Source organism: Microbulbifer maximicatervae (SeqCode), assembly GCF_052467615.1.
On sequence record NZ_CP174319.1, the window covers coordinates 4,083,844 to 4,104,120 of the forward strand.

The window sequence follows — 20,277 nt, forward strand, 5'->3', positions numbered from 1 at the left end:
GAGCGAGACCTCTATTCAACGAAAACCATACTGAAACAGAAATGTAACATCGAGACTTGTCAACTTGCCACTATGTATCCATTTAGAAACAACTGCCATCAATAGAACACCATCTGGAAAAAAGGATTAACTTTCCAATAAGCAGTAATTACAATCGGTACTACTACAAAGAAAAGCACTATTCCCCAACGTCCTCAGAAATCCATTACCTATAGTGTAAATAGTACGCTTACCACAAGAACGGCCCCTAGTTTCGATGAGATAGGGTATCTGCAGGAGTTAACTTAACTCCTGCAAACCCAATAAGTTCTTCTTTTATATCACTCTTCTTTAGTCAAAAAAATCATCACACGCCAATGGCCCACTAAATTCTAGCAAAGCCTGGGGCATTTGAATTTGCTCCTTCAACTGTCCAAATTGATACAGATAGAAGTTGACATCTGCCTGCATGGATTTCATATAACTCTGCTCACCACCAAAAATAATTACAGAGGGAAACTCCAGCGGATAAAAGCTGGCAATATCTGCTTTTGCTTCGACAACTAACTTGTATGAAATTTTGTTAAGTTCAACTTGTAGATAACCTGAACAAGCATCAGCTTCCCGCTTAACAGAGAAACCATTAAAAGCCGGTAAAAAAATCAGGTCATACTCTTCAGAAACATATCGCCCCGCCCACATTTCAATCTCTGAGTCACCCAGTTTAGCTCCGGTAATCATATAGTAGAGGTCATCTGTTAGCCCCATTGAATAGATCATACCGGCACTGGATTCTTTGTCATACCAGCCCTTATCCAATTGCGCATAGCCAACACCGGCTAGAGACATAGAACCATCAAAGTAACTGTAATTGACTGGGGTACCGACCGTATATAGGAACCACTTTCCTCCTACCCCAGGTATCTCAGGAATAAATCCAAAAGGGGTTTGACCGGGGTTTAACCCATGCCAGTAATGGTGGTGTTCACCAGCCCACTCCATATTAAACAGGAAATCTGGGTGTAAGACCTGTACACCCTGCTCATCGGCCACAACTACTCCCGGTACTTCATAGTAGAACTCATCAATACCTTCAGGGTGCTTCAAGATCACTTCATCAAAAAAGAGATCATACTTCGTGGTAGCTCCGGCCTCTGAAGAAAAAGCTAAATGGATATAGGCTTTAGGCTTGGCAACTGCAAAGTCAGGTGCAATATAGGTTTGTAAGCTAACTTTGAAATATCCCACATCGGGAATTGCAATGTTATAGAACCATTGCTCAGCCCAGGTTTCATCAGAGCTAGGCTCATGTGCACTTAAGTCACTTAGAGTGGTAGCACCAACAAATATGGGAGATATCATTAATCCGATTACAATCAGTATTCTTTTTATCATAAAATACATTGAATAATCCTCTTTTACTCTTCACTAGTTACATTACGACAACAACGTTTAAGCTGGGCATTAATCCAAAGCCGAATTGCCAGCCACAAGATACTAGCCGTACAGTGCAAGATTATTTTTCATTTCTTATGGGTATTAATTATTTGCGATCTATTCTACAAAGATAATCAAATACATTTATTTTAATTTTTTGGTCAATCAACCTTCTACTCAATAAAAGTGGATAGTCATAAAAGCAGCGTGATATTCCTCTTTAATCGCGAATAAACACCTAAACTGTTGGATAAAATTCCCTCCTCTCGGCGCTTTAATTAACATGAATAAGAATATTCCTTCCAAGTTACCAATATTGATTGGTGGTGAGTGGATTCAGTCCAAAAGTACTGAGTGGCTGGATGTAACCAACCCCGCTACCGGCAATGTTATTACACAGGCGCCATTGTCTACCCCGACTGAACTGGAGAATGCAGTAATTTCCGCCAAAGAAACATTTGACCAATGGCGAAATACGCCGGTTACCGCAAGAGCACGGATTATGTTGAGGTACCAGGCGCTTCTGAAAGAAAATCAGGAGCTGCTGGCTGAAATCCTCAGCGAGGAAACAGGTAAAACTTTTGAGGATGCCAAAGGGGACGTCTGGCGCGGTATTGAGGTTGTTGAGCATGCAGCCAATATCGCTTCACTAATGATGGGTGAAACCGTAGAGAATGTTGCCAACACCATCGACTGTTACTCCTATCTACAACCTATTGGAGTTTGTGCGGGGATCACACCATTTAATTTCCCCGCAATGATTCCACTGTGGATGTTTCCAATGGCGATTGCCTGTGGGAATACTTTTATTCTGAAACCCTCTGAACAGGATCCTGTCACGCCTTGCAAACTGGCCGAATTATTTGCTGAAGCGGGGGCTCCAGCAGGTGTTTTACAGGTAGTACATGGCGGCAGGGAACAGGTGGATTTTCTTCTAACGCATCCCGGCATTCAGGCCATTTCATTCGTTGGTTCAGTCCCCGTAGGGCGGCATATTTACCAGATGGGTACCCAGCACCTAAAACGAGTTCAAGCTTTTGCCGGTGCAAAAAACCATATGGTCGTGATGTCCGATGCCAATAAGGCTGCGGCTATTAATAATATTGTTGGATCATCCATCGGAGCTGCCGGGCAACGCTGCATGGCGATTTCCGTCGCTGTACTTGTTGGGGAGACACAACAATGGGTAGACGACATTAAAGACGCTATGTCAGCTATCAAGCCCGGTCATTGGAAGGATACGCAAGCGGGCTTCGGTCCACTAATATCACCCGCTGCTCGTGCGAGGGTGCTTGGGTATATCGCCCAGGGCAAAAAGGAAGGCGCCCGCTGTGTATTAGATGGCTCTGAAATTACTGTCGAAGGGTTTCCCAATGGAAACTGGGTTGGTCCCACCCTATTTGCCGATGTAACTTCGGACATGTCGATCTATACCGACGAGATTTTTGGTCCCGTACTTTGCCTGGTAAATGCCGACTCCCTGGAAGAAGCAATCCAATTAATCAATAACTGCCCCTATGGCAATGGCACCTCAATATTTACGGCTAGTGGCGCTGCCGCACGTAAGTTCCAACACGAAATATTAGTGGGGCAAGTCGGTATTAATGTACCTATTCCAGTGCCATTACCTTTCTTTAGTTTTACCGGCTGGCGAGCGTCTTTTTACGGTGATCAACACGCTTATGGAAAACAAGCTGTACGGTTTTATACCGAAACCAAAACTGTTACGGCACGCTGGTTTGACAGTGATATAGAGCATGCAGAGCACACCAACTTAACCATACAGCTCAAATAATGTTAACTGGAGAGCAGCATGACTAAAACAGTCGCATTTTTAGGGTTGGGCCATATGGGACTGCCTATGGCCACCAACCTGGTCCAGGCGGGCTTTGAAGTTAAAGGGTTTGACCCAGTCACTGAAATACTGGATACCGCTGTAGAAAGCGGTATCAAAAAGTGCTCCTCTCCCCAAGAGTCCGTCGAGGAAGCAGATTTTGTGGTAAGCATGCTGCCTAATAGCGCGGCGGTTGAGTGCCTGTATATTGATACCGACAAACTACTCGACAGTATTTCTCGCGACTGTTTGATTATCGACTGCTCCACTATTTCTTCCAACAGTTCTAAGCGCCTTATTCGTGAAGCCAGAATCAAAGGCCTGCAAGCCATTGAAGCCCCTGTTTCCGGGGGAGTGGCGGGTGCTAGCAAAGGAACTTTGAGTTTTATGTGTGGGGGAGAGGCCGGTGATGTCGACAGGGCCCGGGAAGTTCTAGAGCCAATGGGTAGCAATATTTTCTATGCAGGAGCAGCGGGATCTGGCCAAACAGCAAAGATTTGTAACAATATGCTGCTGGCTATTCATATGATTGGTACCGCTGAAGCCCTACAAATGGGGGTAGATAATGGACTCGACCCCAATGTGCTCTCCGACATTATGTTAAAGAGTTCAGGAGCCAACTGGTCCCTACAAAATTACAATCCCTATCCCGGAGTAATGCCCGAAGTTCCAGCGAGTAAAAACTATAGCGGTGGCTTTATGGTAAAACTTATGTGTAAGGACCTGGGGTTGGCGCAGGAAGCAGCCACTCAGAGTAAGAGCTATACGCCTCTCGGCTCAATGGCGCGCAATCTCTATGGAATTCTCAATTTGCGCGGAGGTAGTGATTTGGACTTCTCATCTATTCAAAAGCTATTTCAAGAAGTGGATTAGCCGCGTAGCAGGCTGGGTATCCACAACCCCTGCCGCAGCTCCACTTCTCTCCAGCACCAGTTACTGGCTATGGTTGCATGACTTTACCGAGAATTCGGATTTCACGCACTTGATCCCACTCTATAGCAAAGTAGAACTTTTGTTTGCGTCCAGCATTACTGGGAATCGTGAGTTCTTCAGGGTTTCCTTTGCCCCTAAACAAGTTGGTTGCATAGCCATCCTGGTCAATAAGGATCACTGCCTCGGAGCTATCCAGGTCGATTAACCGCACGGGGAAGTCATTTTGATTTTTAAAACCAACTTCAACATAGCAACCACTCTCTGCATGGGCGGTCACTGCGATAACGTCGCTTTCCAGATACTTATTGAGATCTTCCAGCGTATTGATAAGTACAGCACCATCAGTACTCTGCCCTGTTTTACGTCCATCAACCACACCTTCACTGGCACCATCCATCAGGTTTTTACCAAAGCTGACGATGTTAGACATCACTGATTTTGCCGTTTCCGCTACGCCACTCTCTTGCTCATCTGTATTTTGCTGTGCAAACGCAGAGGAACATAAAATCAGGCCGGCAATTAAAATCGTTCTTCGCACTGATATCTCCATATCCTTTACTATCCATTCCAACTTAAGCCAGCTCCAGTTAGCTGGCTTAAGTTGGGAATATTAGCAAAAGAAATATTGCTTGGAAAAACGATTAGTGTTTGCGCGGTACAAAATCAGGATTACTGTCCCTGCCCTGTTGCTGCAATTTGAACCTCTCGAATATTTACATGCTGGGGCTGGGAGTACATGAACATAGCTGTGCGAGCAATATCCTCTGCATTAATTGCACCACCAATGGATTCTTTCCATTGTTGATAGGCCTCAATAATTTCTGCTGAGGTAGTGTGGCTTAGCAGCTCTGTTTCCACCGCGCCGGGGCATATGGTCATTACACGTACCCCGGTAGGCGCCACTTCCTCGCGCACGGTTTCACCAATAGCAGAGACAGCATATTTGGTACCACAGTACGCAGCATGATTGATAAATGTTTTTACTCCAGCAATAGAACTGATATTGATAATGGTCCCGGAATGGCGAGTTTTCATATCCTCCAAAACTGCCTGCATACCGTTAAGCAAGGCCAATACATTCACATCGAACATTTTCCGCCACTCATCGGGGTTCTGGGTTTCAATATTGCCCAGTAACATTTTGCCGGCATTGTTAATCAGACAGTCAACCGGACCAAACTGAGTCTCAGCCTCACGAATTGCCTCGCGCAAGGCTGCCATATCAGTCACATCCACTTTCCTGCAAAGAGTATTTGGCAGATTTAAAGCTTCCAGCTTGTCCACACGCCTTGCCAACAATAATAGAGGATGCCCGGCAGCAGACATATGTTGGGCAATGGCAGCACCAATACCTGAACTGGCTCCAGTAATAACAACGAGTGGTTTGGACATGGGCTCTCTCTCCTTCAATGAGTTATCCCGGCGGATAGTTTTGTTTAAGTAGACCCAGTATAGGAATTCCGACTAATATGATTAGCCCAACCAATAGGAAAACATTGTTTGGTTTTTATGAACAATATCTCATGGCGCGCTATTCGTGCATTTATTCAGGTGGCCGATGCCGGAAGCTTCACCGCTGCAGCGCGGAACAGCGGCTTTTCCAAGGCCAATTTGAGCCAACTGGTCACAGAGCTGGAAACAACCCTGGATATACAGCTTCTCTACCGCACGACAAGACAACTGCGTCTTACCGAGATTGGTGAGGGTTACTATTTGCGTTGCAAGCAAGCGATGCAGCAGTTGGATTCAGCCGCCGAGTGGGCCAGTGAATCAAAGGGAGGACTGGAGGGAAACATCCGCATCAACGCTGTTGGTGGCATTATCGGAGAGAGCTTAATTGCTCGGCTGGTGATCAAGTTTCAGCAGGCCAATCCAGGAGTTAGAGTTCATCTGGACTTTTCCAGCACCCGAGTAGATTTGATTCAAGACCAGTACGATTTGGTTATTCGTATGGGCAGTTTGCCGGACTCCTCTCTAATCGTGCGTAAACTTCACACTATCAAAACCCGATACGTAGCCAGCCCAAAGTTCCTTCAAGAATATGGACCTATAGAAAAACCTGCTGATTTAGCATCTGTACCACTAATTTCCGGCAGTGTAGATCAATGGCTGCTGACACGAGGTAAGAATCAACAGGTTGTGCAAGTTGAAAACAGCACTAAATTGATTAGCGGAAGGGTAATGCACCGCGCTGCAATTGAGGGACTTGGAATTACCCGGCTGGCAGATATCTATGTCCAGGCAGATATTGCCAGTGGGCGTCTGGTTGAAATTCTGCCCGGCTGGTCTGAGTCTACCGAGCTCTCCATGGTATGCCCGCCCCTACGCCACCAATTATTACGGGTGCGCAATTTGATGCAGTGGCTAAAGGAAGGTTTTGCGGATATTTATTTACAGGCTTTAGCTGTTAGTCCTATTGAATAAAGTACCTCAAATAAACGCGAACAATTTGTCTCTGTGACTAGCTTTTCCTAATTACCGTCAAAGTTCACCTTCTGATTGTTTTATTGCCTGTAATTCCACCGGTGACAAAGCCTTGTAGCCACGCAAATAGGGCCAGCCATACCCCCAGCGAAATGGGGTGGGTAAAAAAGGCGTACCGCCAACCCGAACTCCAAGTAACATCATTAGTGCAACTTCTTCTTCCCCGGTTCCAGCTACACAGACTTCCAGATCTTTATCCGCCTGCTCGCGTTCATCGTATGTGCCCCCTTTCCAGTAGGCATAATCATGGGCAATACAGCAGTCGAGCCACAACTCCTGTTGATCAAAAGTTCCATCGGGAAATGCGCTACAACCATCAGTAGTAAATGGTTCTATTTCCTGCGCAAAGGCTTCCAAACTCAATAAGGAAATGAACAACAACCAGCGGCACATCAGTTCTACTCACACACTCGAAAAAAGTAAATCGGCTCGGACACTGGAATATAACCCCACCTCTTCGATAAACCACTAAAAATTGAATTTAAGCCCACTTGCCATTAGTGTCCATTAGACACATAATGTTTCAAGACTTATTATTCAAGCCCTGGAGAGACCGGGGTTTACTCACAGCAAGGAGCTTGCTGCTATGGCCCTGCACTACGATTTTGCCGTTTTTATCGGTCGATTCCAGCCATTCCATTCCGGACATCTAAAAGTAGTCCAGTGCGGATTAGCTCAGGCCCAGCACCTGATTATCCTGATTGGCTCCGCCAACCAGCCCCGCAATCCTCGCAACCCCTGGACTCATCGCGAGCGGGAACAATTTATCAGGAAAAGCTTAAGCCAGAGTGACAACAAGCGCCTGACCTGCCTACCTTTAATGGATGTGCCCTATAACGATGAGCTGTGGGTACGCAATGTACAAAACTCCGTTAACGGCATAGTGACCGCTCATCACACCATTCCCCACAAGCCACCTCAAATTGCATTAATCGGGCACCAGAAAGACCAGAGCGGTTTTTACCTCAACCTCTTCCCCCAGTGGGGATCCCTTGGGGTGGAGAATCACAACGAAATCAGTGCAACCCCCTTTAGGGAGGCACTATTTACCGACAGCGCCGATAGCTTGTTGAATTCACTCAACCAAGAAAAGCAATTGCCAGAGGGCACTATTGGCGCTTTAAGAGAGTTTGTGGAGACCAATCCAGCCTACGGCGAAATGCGCGAAGAAATGGCATTCATCCAGCGCTACAGATCCTCCTGGGCCACCGCTCCCTATCCGCCAACTCACGTTACTGTCGATGCTGTAGTGGTCCAATCTGGCCATATCCTGCTGATAGAGCGACGAGCTTTTCCCGGGCGGGGTTTATGGGCGCTGCCCGGTGGTTTTGTCGACCCCGGTGAGCGACTGATCGATGCCTGCCTGCGAGAATTGCGAGAGGAAACACGCCTTAAAGTCCCGACACCAGTGTTGAAAGGATCTATACGCCGGCAGGATGTATTCGATGAACCCTATCGCTCGGCCCGTGGAAGGACTATCACACACGCCTATTACATAGAACTGGCTCCCAGCCAACAGCTACCCAAGGTAAAGGGCGGTGACGACGCTCGCCATGCCCGCTGGGTTCCCCTCGCTGATCTGGACCCTCAGCAGCTATTTGAAGACCACTATTACATCATTCAATCCCTGATTGGCGGTGCCTAAAGCTGGTAGGAGGTGGCCAATTGCCGCCTCTTGCACATTCAACAACTCGCATTACCTTCACCAATACCCAAAAAAACACGCCAATACTTGACAGCTTAGTATCGAAAAGACACTATTAACTTAGTTGGTGTCCTTTAGACAATAATTGGCAAGGCCCGCACTGGAGAGACCGGTGCTAACAACTACTCACGGAGGATTTCCGCGATGAACCAGTACAACCCAATCCTGAATGTCGACAGCTATAAAACCAGCCACTACCTTCAGTACCCAGAGGGAACCCAGTATGTCAGCAGCTATATCGAGAGCCGGGGCGGCCAGTTCAAAGAGGCTGTTTTCTTTGGCCTACAGGCATTTATCAAGCAGTACCTGACTACCCCGATCAACGCAGAGCACATCGAAGAGGCAGAGGAGCTCTGTCTGGCCCATGGCCTGCCATTTAATCGCGAGGGATGGGAATACATTCTCCAGGAGCATCAGGGTTACCTGCCCATTGAGATTCAAGCAGTTCCCGAGGGCAGCGTTATCCCGACTAGGAATGTCTTAGTCCAAGTAGTCAATACAGACCCCAAGTGCTTCTGGCTAACCAGCTATATCGAAACCGCCCTGCTGCGCGCAATTTGGTACCCCACCACAGTTGCCACCCAAAGCCGGGAAGCCAAAAAGGTCATTCAACGATATTTACTGGAAACTGCTGAGGGCCTCGACTCACTGCCCTTCAAGCTACATGACTTTGGCGCACGCGGTGCTAGCAGCGAAGAGACAGCTGCGATTGGGGGCCTGGCCCACCTGGTAAATTTCCAAGGCACAGACACCATTGCCGCCGTACTCGCCGGCCGCCGCTACTACGCAGCCCCAATGGCCGGATTTTCAATACCCGCTGCAGAGCACAGCACCATGACCAGTTGGGGACGCGAGCAGGAAGCCAAAGCCTATGAAAATATGCTGACGCAATTCAGCGGTGACAATCGTCTGGTCGCCGTAGTGAGTGACAGCTACGATCTTTGGAGTGCTATCGAGAATATCTGGGGCGGTGAATTAAAAGAGAGGGTAGAAAATAATGGCGGCACCCTGGTAATTCGCCCGGATAGCGGCGATCCCGTTGATATAGTCACTCAGACTATTGAGCGCTTGATGAGAATATTCGGAGCGACCATTAATAGTAAAGGTTTCCGAGTACTTCCTGACTTTATTCGGGTGATCCAGGGTGACGGGATTTCTCTACACACCATTGAGGGCATCCTCAGCGCAATGAAAGCCAGAAAACAGAGCGCTGAAAATATTAGCTTCGGTATGGGAGGTGAGCTTTTACAAAAAGTTAACCGAGATACCATGAGATTCGCCATGAAAGCCAGTGCGGTTCGAGTCGATGGCCTATGGCGGGATGTTTACAAAGACCCCGCCACCGATAGCGGTAAGCGCTCCAAGAGAGGGCGCTTGGCATTAATAAATCATCCCGGCGGAACGCCCTACACTATTCATGAGCAAGATATTGGTAGCCGTAATAATCTGCTGGAAACCGTCTACCGCAACGGGAAATTACTTATAGAACAAGACCTGGAAACTATTCGGAAACGGGCAGTTATTGTTGAGGGTAGAGATATATTGGCTGTTGCCAGTTAATATTAACTAATCAGTAATCTTTTAGGGAGCGTTGATGTTATTGGAAATTGCAGTTGGAGATGCCTACGGAGCCGGATTTGAGTTTTGTAGCCGTGAGATTATTAACAATAACAATCATGCTAACGGGTATATCTCTCATCCCCTTGGCATCAAACCCGGTTGTTATACCGACGATACTCAGATGAGCTTGGCTATTGCTGAGCTCCTTCTTGAGAATTCGAATCCCCAAGAGTCGGACTTTGCACAAGCTTTTATCCACGCTTATAAGCGTGATCCTCGCCTTGGATATGCATCAGGCTTTCAAAGCCTTCTCGATAGCTGTGAAACTGGAAAGGATCTAACTCGCAAGATAAGGCCTCACAGCAAACGTAACGGTGCAGCAATGCGCTCAGTACCCCTTGGGCTTATTCCCGATATTGATCAACTACTAACAGTGGCTAAATGCCAAGCTAGCGTTACGCACAATACCGAAGAGGGGATCTTATCTGCTCAAGCAGTTGCCCTAATGGCACATCTATTAATCTACCAAAAATCAACTCTAATTGAGTTGCCCAAGCTTATTGAGAAAAAGCTCAACCTAAAATTAATAGGAAGCTGGTCTGGCAAGGTCAACTGTGATGCCTTAGAAACCTTGGCTGCGGTAAATATAGCACTACAAAGTAATCGAGACTTCCTTGGACTATTGAAGACCTGTATAGATTTTGGTGGTGATACTGATAGTGTCGCCGCAATTGCCTGCGGGCTTGCAGCACTTACCAGAGAGTACGATTTGGAACTTCCTTTCAGTTTACTCTCTGGCCTGGAAAATAGTACTTATGGATACCAATACTTGATTGAGCTAGATAAAAAATTAGTTAACAATTTTTTATCTTAAGAAGCGAAACTATTTTTCAGTTAAAGCTCTAAATTTCTTATAAATTTATGATCAGCGGAGCTTTCACTCAAACGATAGAGCGCTGCAGGCCGACCTTTTTCAGAACGTTTTTCACCAGTATCTACTAACAAATTTGCCTGCTCAATTCGCCTGCGAAATGATTTTTTCTGTATTGGTTTACCAATTATTGCCTCATGTACATGCTGCAACTCTGGCAAGGTAAAAGTTTCCGGTAATGCAAATGCAGGCACAATAGTATAGAGCGCTTTTTGAACCAAACGCTCATGGGCACGACTAATAATTTCCTGATGATCAAAAGCCAGAGATAATTGAGATATCTGAGAGTAAGGCAACCAGTCCACACTCGATACGGTATCGATTGCACTTGCACAGCGCTGGTGGGCAATCAAGGCAGTATAGGCAACCGATATCGACCATCCGCGCTTGTCTCGGCTAGATCCACCAAAGGTATAAAGCTGCTCTAAATAGGGAGGTATAACTGATGTCTTTTCTTTTAGCTTTCGGTTAACCGCCGCCTCCAGACTATTATCTTCGGTTTCAGAGACAAATCCTCCAGGCAAAGCCCACTTTCCTTTCTCTGGGTGAGCCGAGCGCTTAACCAATAACACCTTGAGAAAGCCTTCGTGATAGGTAAATAGAACTGCATCCACAGTAACTAAAGGAGCGTCAAAGTTACGCTTCTCATAGCGAGCTATATAGTCTTTTTCATTCATAGGGAGAGACAAGTATCATTTAGACACTTAGTGTAACTCGAAGGTATTGGTGGGATAAAGTTATTTACTTTCAGATAATTCTGAGCCGTCAATTTCCTCTTGTAGCTTTTCCAAGTCGTCCAGAATTCTCAGGAATTTCTGTCCAAATTCTGTAACGTTATATTCCACACGGGGAGGAATCTCTGCATAGCTGATCCGCTCCAGTATCCCGAACTCCATATTTCTTCGTAAACATTCATTCAGGACCTTGGTAGTCAAACCCTCAACGCTGCGAACCATCTCCCCCGGTCGATTTACCCCTCCAGCCAGAAGCTGATAGACAGTAAGGGACCATTTACAGCCATAGATAGTCTCAACCATTCTGGCACTTCTCTTGGGCGGGCGCTTTCGCGTGAGCATGTTTTTCTCTGATTTCATCAATACTTACCAAAAAGTAACTAGTGCACCATTTTGTGCTTACTTTTCAACCTATCCGATTCTTTTCTAAACTCCACTCACGTAATGAGCATATCTCAGTGAGGAAATAATATGAGTGACTCCACTAAAAGACCAGATTCTACTGAACAAAAAGAAGTTGCCTTAATCGTTGGTGGTTCCAGTGGTATGGGACTCGCCATTGCAAACCTACTGGTGAAACAGGGAATCCACACAGTTATTATTGGCAATAATCTCAACAAACTTGAAAGAGCCCACAACGAATTAACTCAGATGGGCTCTGCAGAAGCACTTCAGGCAGACCTCTATCAACAGGCTGATATCAGCGATATTATCGAATATATAAAATCCAGCAATCATCATTTTAAATACCTGGTAAACGCCGCTGGATATTTTAATCCTACTGCATTTCTTGAACATACTCGGGAAGACTACGACACTTATCTCGACCTCAACCGTGCCACCTTCTTTATTAGCCAGGCCGTAACAAGAAACATGGTAGACAACGGCGGAGGGAGTGTAGTGAATATTGGCTCCATGTGGGCCAAGCAATCCGTAAAGGCGACACCCTCCTCAGCCTATTCAATGGCCAAAGCCGGTTTACATTCGCTCACCCAACATATGGCGATGGAACTGGCCGATCACAAAATTCGTGTTAATGCAGTATCCCCTGCGGTGGTTAAGACGCCTATCTATGAGTCCTTTATCGATTCGGGGGAAATAGACCAAGCACTTGCTTCCTTCGATAACTTTCACCCTATTGGCAGAATTGGTACCCCCCAGGACATCGCTGGTGTCGTAGATTTTCTTTTAAGCGACAAAGCAAGTTGGGTAACTGGAGCCATTTGGGACGTTGATGGCGGGGTAATTGCTGGGAGAAACTAGAATACCAAAACGCCCGGATAGAAGTATTTTATTCGGGCTCAATTTAGAGAAATTCCTGCACTGCAGCTCCTGCTAAAGAATTGTTATTTTACCTTTTATTTAAATATCCAGAGTAAACCATCAAAACCATCTAAAGTAGAAAATTAAATCCTAAGACATGACCAATCGCTTGTGCAACAAAATACCACTCACTATAAGGTATTTTACAGCATCAACAACATTCTGATCGGCTTGCAATAAGCTATCACTCTTCTCAAAAAATCTAATTGCCTTCTTATGGTCCAAAAACGGCATATCCAAAGTTGCACGGCTATGAACAATATCCTTCATATATTCATAAAGTTTCCTGTTTTTCTTATCCGTAAGTGGTGGAGTCCAAAGAGGCTGTTTTTGCTTCTTGTATACTTGCTCTGTTAACACAGGTTTCATGGCTTCTCTGAGTATATATTTCTCCGTTAACCCGCGAATCTTGTATTTATCCGGCAATACTGAGACATACTCAACCAGGTGATGATCCAGAAAAGGTAGGCGCCCTTCGATAGAGTGAGCCATTTCTGTTCTATCCCCCATCATTGTAAGAACATAGTGGGGCAGCATAGACTTGGTAAAGGTATATAGACTTTTTGATAAAATGGACCTGTTCTTAACCGAAAAGGCACCTCCCAAGTGTTCCAACAGAGTTTCTGCAGGCTGTAAGTTCTGTATATACTCGGCATAACCCTCACAAAACAATGGGAATATCTTTGTGCCCATATCCATAAAGCTCTGCATCCAGTTTGGAAAGAAGCCAAGGGCTGACTTCACCACCTGTGACTGATGCATTCTTGTAGAGGCCATAAAAACGCCTTCGGAAACAGGATCACCAGACTGCAATTTCTGCAAGATAGCTTGCTTTTCTTTTTTTGGAATTGCATCTAAATAATTTTCGATAAAATCTTGCCTGAACCAACCGTAACCAGCAAATACTTCATCTGCTCCATCCCCAGTAAGAACCACTTTATAACCGTGCTCTCGAACAACTCGGCTTAGAACATATTTAGTGATAGCGTTACCGTTAAAGAACATTTTTTCGCCGGTATAAGCAGTATCCTCAAAGCAAGAGATCAGTGTGTCACTATCAATTTCAACAGGGTGATAATTACTTCCCAAGTAATCAGTCATGGATTTTGCGTTAGAGGACTCATCATAGGCCGGATGATCAAAAGATAAGGTGAATGCATCGATCGGCTTATCCACCATACCTTGCGCTATACCAAGCACGGAAGAGGCATCTATGCCACCACTCAAATAGCAGGCAACAGGTACATCAGCTTTGAGCCTTAACTTAATCGATTCAGAGAAGCGCTCGCGCACCTCACTAATAACCTCTTTCTCATCGAAAACATTACTTCTTTGTTCCGCAATAGTGGGGAAGTGTAAATTCCAATAAAGATGAGTCGAAAATTGTAGATTATCCAAATAGGCCAAACCATAATGACCAGGAGGAAGCTCATGAATATTGTTAAATAAGCTAGAGGCTGGAGCATGCAAGAAGCTAATTTCTTGCCAAAAAGTATGTGGATTCCAATCTATCGGCAAGCCAAGCGCTTTGAAGGCCTTAACTTCTGATGCAAAACACAAGCATCCATCTGCCCAGTAATAAAAAAGAGGTTTTATTCCAAATCTATCTCGAGCAGAAAATATTAAGTTTTTTCTTTTATCGTAAAGTACGAAAGAAAATTCTCCTCGAAGATAGTCCAAGCAATAAACGCCAAACTCTTGATATAGGCCGATAAGTATTTCACTATCCGATTGTGTAAGAAAACGATAGTTCCACCTTATCAAATCATCTTTTATCTCTAAATAATTATAAAATTCACCATTAACAATGCAGACTACCTCTCCATCATCACTCAATAGTGGCTGCTGACCACCTTCCAAGTCAATAATACTTAGGCGCTTATGAGCCAGCCAGGCCCGTCCATCTCCTGATGACCAGAACCCTTCACCATCAGGCCCTCGATGGGAAAGGGTCTGTAATGCTCGATAAATCTGTTCCCGGTTGTATACAACGGTATTTGAAAATACAGCTAGCAGCCCACACATTTTGCTGCCTCCCCAATATCGATAGAAGGACTGCCTCAGATTAGCAAAAAAGTACTTCGCGCCATCTACTCAAAAAAAAGCGAACAAATACTTATACATTAAAGAATTGAACTAGAGATAAGTATGAGATTAAAATTTATAACCAAACTCACATTTCACTAGCTGAGCTTGATTACAAGCTCAGACTTAAAGAGAGTTATAAATTTTAAAGATATCATTTTCTTTCACTATCCAGCTAAGCTTTAGCTAAAACTCTAGATATATTGCTGCTCTAGGAAAATCTTTTGATTTACCTGAGCAACCTAAAATCTTTACTTAGAATAAAGATCTCTAAAATTTACATTGTACGTATTCCATTCGGTCTAGATTAATGATAACAATACCATTTAAACTCAAACAACTAACTTTATACGTAAATACAAATTATACAGCCCAATCAATAAATATAAACCGCTCCTGAAGAATAAGCTTCATTGTTCTCAGGGCTTGCGAGTAAACCACTATCGGCACTTCCTTCACCGTTCGCCCCTACTGCTAAACTAGCTCCATCTCCACTTAGCGCAACAGAGCCACCAAATTTGTCTCCCGAGTCTGTGTTGCTCGCCTTAATATAAGCCTCACTAGACCAGTCTACGCCATTAAATATATAGGTATAAACTGCTCCTGCTTTATTTGAAGATTCGTCTGTACTATCTCCGAACAATCCTTGGCTATAGCTTTTCTCTCCCCATGCTCCCACGGCGATAAAACTGCCATCATTACTCAGGTTTACCGCCTCTCCAAAGTAAGCCGATACATGAGGATTGGAAGCTTTCAAATAGGCAGTTTGCTCCCAAGCATTTTCTTTTCGAGAAAAAATGTAGACAGCGCCACTGTTAGATCCACTTTGTAATGGGGCGCCAACTGCTAGAGTTTGCCCATTACCACTTAAATTGAGCGCAAATCCAAACCAATCACTAGCGACAGGATTACTAGCCGATATCTTGCTATCTTCTACCCAAGATTCACCATCCAACTGATATAGATAAACGGAACCTGCCTCTGCATTGTCAGTATAAGCCCCAACTGCGAATGAAGCCCCGGCATCATCAAGGCTTATCGAAGAGCCAAAACCTAACCCCTCAGAACTATCAGTAGCCTTAATGTAGGCATGCTGTGACCAACCTCCCTCCTCATTACGGAACACATATACAGCTCCAGAATCTTCAATAGAATCACCATCAAGACCACCATCTTCACTGGGTGCGGTTACTGCTAAAGTAGAACCATTCCCACTAAGGCTAAGGGCATAACCAAATAGGTCATTATTTCCTTGATTGTCTGCTTGAAGTCGGGCGCTATGGACCCAACCTTCATTACTTCGGGAAAAAATATGAACAGCGCCCGCAGAAAAATTATCATTTTCCCCGTTCTCCTTGAATGCCCCTACTGCAAGCGTATAACCATCATCGCTAAGACTCAATGCAGTTCCAAACTCTGCAGCTTCTTGAGGGTCTGGAGACTTAAGATAGGCTTGCTGTGTCCATTCGCCATCTTCCCGACTAAAAATATAAACTGCACCTGAATCAGGTGTCAGGTTATCCTCTTGGTCACCACCGCTATCTTCGAGAGGAGCACCTACTGCAAGCAGGTTGCCATCATCGCTAATTGCTAGATTCCAACCAAACTGATCGTCAGCATCCGTATTACTGGGTTTAAAATAACCGATACTGCCTATCACATCCTGATCAATCGCTACTGCATCAGAATCGATACATCTCTGATCATCGCAGGTTTGCAATAAGTATTGGGCATTAAGCTTTTTGAATAAAGGCACCACTAATTCAATTTGCTCTTCTTTTGGCGCAATGGGGTTTCCAATAGGTTCAAACCCAGAGTGCCCATCAGCATTTTCAAATAACTGATAATAAGTTGCCCCAGAAATATCGCTCCAGCGAAAGGTTAGCGTTTTAGGTTTCTCATAATGGACCGCCATCGTAGCAGCTGTAAGCTCGCCACCTGTGTCTGGATTATCTCCCCCGCTCGAAGATCCATTACAACCTGAAAGATATACACTGAACATCAAGATTGCTAGGTTAATATTAAATTTCACTATTTGCTTTCCTTATAGGTCATCGTATAATTTTTCAAAACTCTCTTATCCTTAGCTATTAATTAGATATAATTTTTATTGTCAACACGAAAATACAGACTATTCTCGCATCGCCTTAGCACTAAAATATCTCCAACAAGAACTACTGCGAGAGGTAAAATTAGAATAAACTTCGAATATATTCGTAAATAAACAACCCCTTTTATAGATTTAAGTTTGATTCTCTTTTAGAGCCTTGACAGGATTAAGGGCTAAGACTGCTTTATTAATTTGCCAGTTGAGACTTAGAAATTCACTTCTTGAACTCACAATAGCTAATATGAACTTTAAGGCTAAAATAACCAGCATGAAAAAACATATAAAGCAAAAACTCAGACGAGCAGACATTATTATATATATTTTATTTGTTCAGCAGCCGGCAGTAATAACTACTAAACAAAGTGTAAAACTCTAATCAACGTCTACACTATTTATCTTTTATCATTGGGTTTGCGCCAATTATTCTGCACACCAAATGGAGCAACCGACCAATACGAAACCAATAGCAATGTCTATAAACATAATTCATTAATTTAACCTATAAACTATCACTCTTCACATTATATCCGAGGCTGTATAAGGCACTTATAATGAAACGACCATCTAAACACACTGATACTTTTAAGCAGCCTACAAGATTCAACTGACAGAGTGAACTTTTTTTAATAAATATATTTTTACCCTCCGAATTAGAACAATAGGTCCAACTAAAAGTCTTTAATGGCTAGATATCTGTCCGAACTTGAGGGTACGTTTTCATAAAGAAGTGTGACTTAAAACTTCTTAGTAAGCCAAAATATGGATAGCTTTTTAGCAATTTGAAGCTAGATACCCCATATAATCACACAAAATAAATCAATAAAGAGATGGCAGCTTAAAAACTTTCGTGCATCAAAAATAAGAAATTTGGGCTTCTAGCCATTTGGATGATAGAGTATTATTTTTATCGTATCCCATACCTTTTATGCATGAAAGCAGTTTAAAAAGGTGTAGTAGCAATTTCTTGTAACAAAAACCTGTGAGTATTCCAATATTTATTTGGAGCTCAAGCTATTGGATACTCAACTACTCTTCCAGCTCGCCCTGTATGTAATTTTCGAATTCACGGTTTCATCCTGGATTTACGAACTCCCATGACCCCACAATATTCATTCATTATATATTTTGCCTTACTATCGGTTATACAACCTACTATTGGCACTCAGAAAGAGAAAATACATCTTTCACAATTGGATTATTATTGATCTTGTTGAGAGTGATGCTACCAGCAGACAAATTTAATATGACGATTCCTTTTACAACATCTAGATAAATCACAGCCCTATTAAGGCATAATTTAAGATTAACCTTTAGAATCACCTCTATTACTAATTGAATTTGGTAAAACCAAATCTACTGATTTTCTTGAATTAACATAATCACGGAATTCGGGAGCTACATATTCAGAGCGCAACTCCCATATCCTTTTAAAAGGTGCCATTGATAAGTATGCTGTATATTGACGAGTCATTGAGTCCCAAATAGTAAAATCGAGTCTGTTTGCCTTGTATTGGAAATAAGCTTCTTCCCAGATCTTAAAAAAACGATATACAAAACCAATGACTCTCAAGGTGTCAGCACTAGATAACGAATCGAAATCCTTCATCGCACTCGCAAAAACATCTGCCATTGGACCTTCACAAATTGCTGCTACAGCTTCTCGATGAGCAATAGATATCTCATGCATAGAAGCAATCTTGGATTCTTTATTCTGAACTCTTATTAAAGCAGCAAGATAGACCAAGGATGCGACAACCGCGAAAGCTCCAACAAGCTCGCCAACAGCACTTAATGTATCCCATACCATAATCCGGCTCTACTCCTTCGAACAAGACGGTAATTTACATAACTTTTAGTGCCAACTCTTAGATTTTACAGATTTACCAACAGATAACGTTCTATTACCAAAATTATATAATCACCTACCTTGTAACGTTCATTTCCTATTTCTAGGCATCTGGAAGACTGACGACCAAAGAAAACAAGAAGAAGGTTAACGTATCCACAACTCTAATATTATTGTCACCTAATAGATCTCACCAAGCAGAAAAAAATACTTGCACGCCTAAATACCCTATATACAATCAGCCAACGACATAACCTTTAGATAAAAGCAAAAACAATTCCTCTGCCATTAAATTTTAGAAATTTTAAATTAGTAAGTAAATGCACCCGCCAAGATTAAACCGAGAAGGAAGAGATGACGTATATCAACCTAAAGAAAATCGCGACCACATGTGTTAAACATACTTCTATACCAACAGAAAACAGGAGAGGAGAGTGAAAGGTGAGTTATGAGCGAAATGACAAATGCATTTCGCTCAGTTGTAGCTACCTAGCCGAGAATTTTCCTAACGTGTCTTCTGATTTTTCTGTGTACATTTCTATCATTAGCTATAGAGTTCAGAAATTCCTTGTACTCACTTTTATTAACCGTACCTAGTGCTTTGCAGTACCAAGCGAGTGTATCGATATGCAGTTTATCTACAGGCTGTCGAACATCCTTCTCTACCGCTTGGTAAAACCACTCCTGAATTGCAACTTCAGCAGTTCCGTCACGGACAACTTCCTCAGCGGCAAATCGCTGCATGATCATATCGTTACTATTAAGCAAATTTAGTAACCGTGTAGTATGCAAGCTATTAGTGGCTACATGGCCTTCCATATTCTGCATTATTGCATTGCGCTTTCGATAAAAATTAAACTTAGTCAGCACATGCTTCGCTCGATTTCTAATCGCACGATTACCACTTTCGCGCATTATCTTATTGATAGTGGGGGAATATTTTGTATTCCCAGATGACGAAAGTGTACGTAACAAATTAACGATTTCACTAATCACTTGTTCATCACGTTGAGCAACTGTCATATTCGCCTGGTGTTTTTCCAGGAGAAGCTGTTCAGCCACATCAAATAAACGTTCATCGCTTAATCCAGATCCTGTAATACGATTAGCAGCTTTGGTCAAAGCTAAATTATCTTCACCTTTTAATTCAGCTATAAAGTTATCTACTTCCTGATTTAGCAAAGACTGAATGTCTTTGGCCAATCCGGTTAAAGGAGAAACTAAAAAAACAAATAAGATAAATAAATGGCTTAATTTCACAAAACACCTTCCATAGAGCTTTAAATTGTTGCCCTAGTAAACTAAGGCAACCTAAG

Annotated in this window: 17 protein-coding genes; 7 read left to right on the top strand and 10 right to left on the bottom strand. The window is 43.5% G+C overall.

Annotated elements, in window-relative coordinates; all coding sequences use genetic code 11:
• Window positions 1-330: 330 nt before the first annotated feature.
• Window positions 331-1,383: a hypothetical protein gene (locus tag ACJJIM_RS17905; protein ID WP_444911634.1), complete on the bottom strand. Its 1,053-nt coding sequence runs from the start codon at window positions 1,381-1,383 to the stop codon at window positions 331-333.
• Between the two features lie 316 nt (window positions 1,384-1,699).
• Here ACJJIM_RS17905 and ACJJIM_RS17910 point away from each other — a divergent pair, with 316 nt between their 5' ends.
• The gene (locus ACJJIM_RS17910; protein ID WP_444911635.1) at window positions 1,700-3,211 is read left to right on the top strand and encodes a CoA-acylating methylmalonate-semialdehyde dehydrogenase; all 1,512 of its coding nucleotides are present in this window, start codon (window positions 1,700-1,702) and stop codon (window positions 3,209-3,211) included.
• Window positions 3,212-3,229: 18 nt separating this feature from the next.
• Entirely contained in the window at window positions 3,230-4,123 is an 894-nt protein-coding gene (gene mmsB / locus ACJJIM_RS17915; protein WP_444911636.1) for a 3-hydroxyisobutyrate dehydrogenase, read from the top strand.
• 67 nt (window positions 4,124-4,190) lie between these two features.
• Here the strand turns inward: mmsB and ACJJIM_RS17920 are convergent, their stop codons facing one another.
• Window positions 4,191-4,721, bottom strand: coding sequence for a hypothetical protein (locus tag ACJJIM_RS17920; protein ID WP_444911637.1), 531 nt, complete (start codon window positions 4,719-4,721; stop codon window positions 4,191-4,193).
• Between the two features lie 131 nt (window positions 4,722-4,852).
• Entirely contained in the window at window positions 4,853-5,575 is a 723-nt protein-coding gene (locus tag ACJJIM_RS17925) for an SDR family oxidoreductase (RefSeq protein WP_444895922.1), read from the bottom strand.
• A 117-nt stretch (window positions 5,576-5,692) separates the two neighbouring features.
• On the opposite strand from ACJJIM_RS17925, the gene ACJJIM_RS17930 reads away from it, so the two are divergent.
• Window positions 5,693-6,607, top strand: a complete 915-nt coding sequence (locus ACJJIM_RS17930; protein WP_444911638.1) for a LysR family transcriptional regulator — start codon at window positions 5,693-5,695, stop codon at window positions 6,605-6,607.
• A 57-nt stretch (window positions 6,608-6,664) separates the two neighbouring features.
• On the opposite strand, the gene ACJJIM_RS17935 is transcribed toward ACJJIM_RS17930, so the two are convergent.
• On the bottom strand, window positions 6,665-7,060 hold the full coding sequence (locus ACJJIM_RS17935; protein WP_282931030.1) for an FAD-binding oxidoreductase: 396 nt from the start codon (window positions 7,058-7,060) through the stop codon (window positions 6,665-6,667).
• 151 nt (window positions 7,061-7,211) lie between these two features.
• On the opposite strand from ACJJIM_RS17935, the gene ACJJIM_RS17940 reads away from it, so the two are divergent.
• From ACJJIM_RS17940 to ACJJIM_RS17950, 3 genes are all read left to right on the top strand, one after another.
• Window positions 7,212-8,312, top strand: coding sequence for a bifunctional nicotinamide-nucleotide adenylyltransferase/Nudix hydroxylase (locus tag ACJJIM_RS17940; protein WP_444913402.1), 1,101 nt, complete (start codon window positions 7,212-7,214; stop codon window positions 8,310-8,312).
• A gap of 204 nt (window positions 8,313-8,516) precedes the next feature.
• Entirely contained in the window at window positions 8,517-9,932 is a 1,416-nt protein-coding gene (locus ACJJIM_RS17945; RefSeq protein WP_413663532.1) for a nicotinate phosphoribosyltransferase, read from the top strand.
• A gap of 34 nt (window positions 9,933-9,966) precedes the next feature.
• Window positions 9,967-10,806: an ADP-ribosylglycohydrolase family protein gene (locus ACJJIM_RS17950; protein WP_413663533.1), complete on the top strand. Its 840-nt coding sequence runs from the start codon at window positions 9,967-9,969 to the stop codon at window positions 10,804-10,806.
• Between the two features lie 20 nt (window positions 10,807-10,826).
• On the opposite strand, the gene ACJJIM_RS17955 is transcribed toward ACJJIM_RS17950, so the two are convergent.
• Both ACJJIM_RS17955 and ACJJIM_RS17960 read right to left on the bottom strand, forming a co-directional pair.
• Window positions 10,827-11,540 (bottom strand): NUDIX hydrolase, encoded by a 714-nt coding sequence (locus ACJJIM_RS17955; RefSeq protein ID WP_413663534.1) that lies wholly within the window; start codon window positions 11,538-11,540, stop codon window positions 10,827-10,829.
• Between the two features lie 60 nt (window positions 11,541-11,600).
• Complete coding sequence (locus ACJJIM_RS17960; protein WP_413663535.1) at window positions 11,601-11,957, bottom strand: winged helix-turn-helix transcriptional regulator; 357 nt, start codon at window positions 11,955-11,957, stop codon at window positions 11,601-11,603.
• 111 nt (window positions 11,958-12,068) lie between these two features.
• Here ACJJIM_RS17960 and ACJJIM_RS17965 point away from each other — a divergent pair, with 111 nt between their 5' ends.
• Window positions 12,069-12,860, top strand: a complete 792-nt coding sequence (locus tag ACJJIM_RS17965; RefSeq protein ID WP_413663536.1) for an SDR family NAD(P)-dependent oxidoreductase — start codon at window positions 12,069-12,071, stop codon at window positions 12,858-12,860.
• A gap of 150 nt (window positions 12,861-13,010) precedes the next feature.
• On the opposite strand, the gene asnB is transcribed toward ACJJIM_RS17965, so the two are convergent.
• The 4 genes from asnB to ACJJIM_RS17985 form a co-directional block, all read right to left on the bottom strand.
• On the bottom strand, window positions 13,011-14,945 hold the full coding sequence (gene asnB / locus ACJJIM_RS17970) for an asparagine synthase (glutamine-hydrolyzing) (protein ID WP_444911639.1): 1,935 nt from the start codon (window positions 14,943-14,945) through the stop codon (window positions 13,011-13,013).
• A 436-nt stretch (window positions 14,946-15,381) separates the two neighbouring features.
• Window positions 15,382-17,037: a hypothetical protein gene (locus ACJJIM_RS17975; RefSeq protein ID WP_444911640.1), complete on the bottom strand. Its 1,656-nt coding sequence runs from the start codon at window positions 17,035-17,037 to the stop codon at window positions 15,382-15,384.
• Between the two features lie 1,381 nt (window positions 17,038-18,418).
• Window positions 18,419-18,922, bottom strand: coding sequence for a hypothetical protein (locus tag ACJJIM_RS17980; protein ID WP_444911641.1), 504 nt, complete (start codon window positions 18,920-18,922; stop codon window positions 18,419-18,421).
• Window positions 18,923-19,450: 528 nt separating this feature from the next.
• Entirely contained in the window at window positions 19,451-20,221 is a 771-nt protein-coding gene (locus ACJJIM_RS17985; protein ID WP_444911642.1) for a hypothetical protein, read from the bottom strand.
• Between the last annotated feature and the right edge of the window lie 56 nt (window positions 20,222-20,277).

What these genes read in the sequence shown, in the direction of transcription:
- ACJJIM_RS17935 (WP_282931030.1), bottom strand. Translation starts at nt 7,060, where the DNA reads ATGTGCCGCTGGTTGTTGTTCATTTCCTTATTGAGTTTGGAAGCCTTT.
- ACJJIM_RS17960 (WP_413663535.1), bottom strand. Translation starts at nt 11,957, where the DNA reads ATGAAATCAGAGAAAAACATGCTCACGCGAAAGCGCCCGCCCAAGAGA.
- ACJJIM_RS17905 (WP_444911634.1), bottom strand. Translation starts at nt 1,383, where the DNA reads ATGTATTTTATGATAAAAAGAATACTGATTGTAATCGGATTAATGATA.
- ACJJIM_RS17930 (WP_444911638.1), top strand. Translation starts at nt 5,693, where the DNA reads ATGAACAATATCTCATGGCGCGCTATTCGTGCATTTATTCAGGTGGCC.
- ACJJIM_RS17910 (WP_444911635.1), top strand. Translation starts at nt 1,700, where the DNA reads ATGAATAAGAATATTCCTTCCAAGTTACCAATATTGATTGGTGGTGAG.
- asnB (WP_444911639.1), bottom strand. Translation starts at nt 14,945, where the DNA reads ATGTGTGGGCTGCTAGCTGTATTTTCAAATACCGTTGTATACAACCGG.
- ACJJIM_RS17980 (WP_444911641.1), bottom strand. Translation starts at nt 18,922, where the DNA reads ATGGTATGGGATACATTAAGTGCTGTTGGCGAGCTTGTTGGAGCTTTC.
- mmsB (WP_444911636.1), top strand. Translation starts at nt 3,230, where the DNA reads ATGACTAAAACAGTCGCATTTTTAGGGTTGGGCCATATGGGACTGCCT.
- ACJJIM_RS17950 (WP_413663533.1), top strand. Translation starts at nt 9,967, where the DNA reads ATGTTATTGGAAATTGCAGTTGGAGATGCCTACGGAGCCGGATTTGAG.
- ACJJIM_RS17955 (WP_413663534.1), bottom strand. Translation starts at nt 11,540, where the DNA reads ATGAATGAAAAAGACTATATAGCTCGCTATGAGAAGCGTAACTTTGAC.
- ACJJIM_RS17945 (WP_413663532.1), top strand. Translation starts at nt 8,517, where the DNA reads ATGAACCAGTACAACCCAATCCTGAATGTCGACAGCTATAAAACCAGC.
- ACJJIM_RS17965 (WP_413663536.1), top strand. Translation starts at nt 12,069, where the DNA reads ATGAGTGACTCCACTAAAAGACCAGATTCTACTGAACAAAAAGAAGTT.
- ACJJIM_RS17925 (WP_444895922.1), bottom strand. Translation starts at nt 5,575, where the DNA reads ATGTCCAAACCACTCGTTGTTATTACTGGAGCCAGTTCAGGTATTGGT.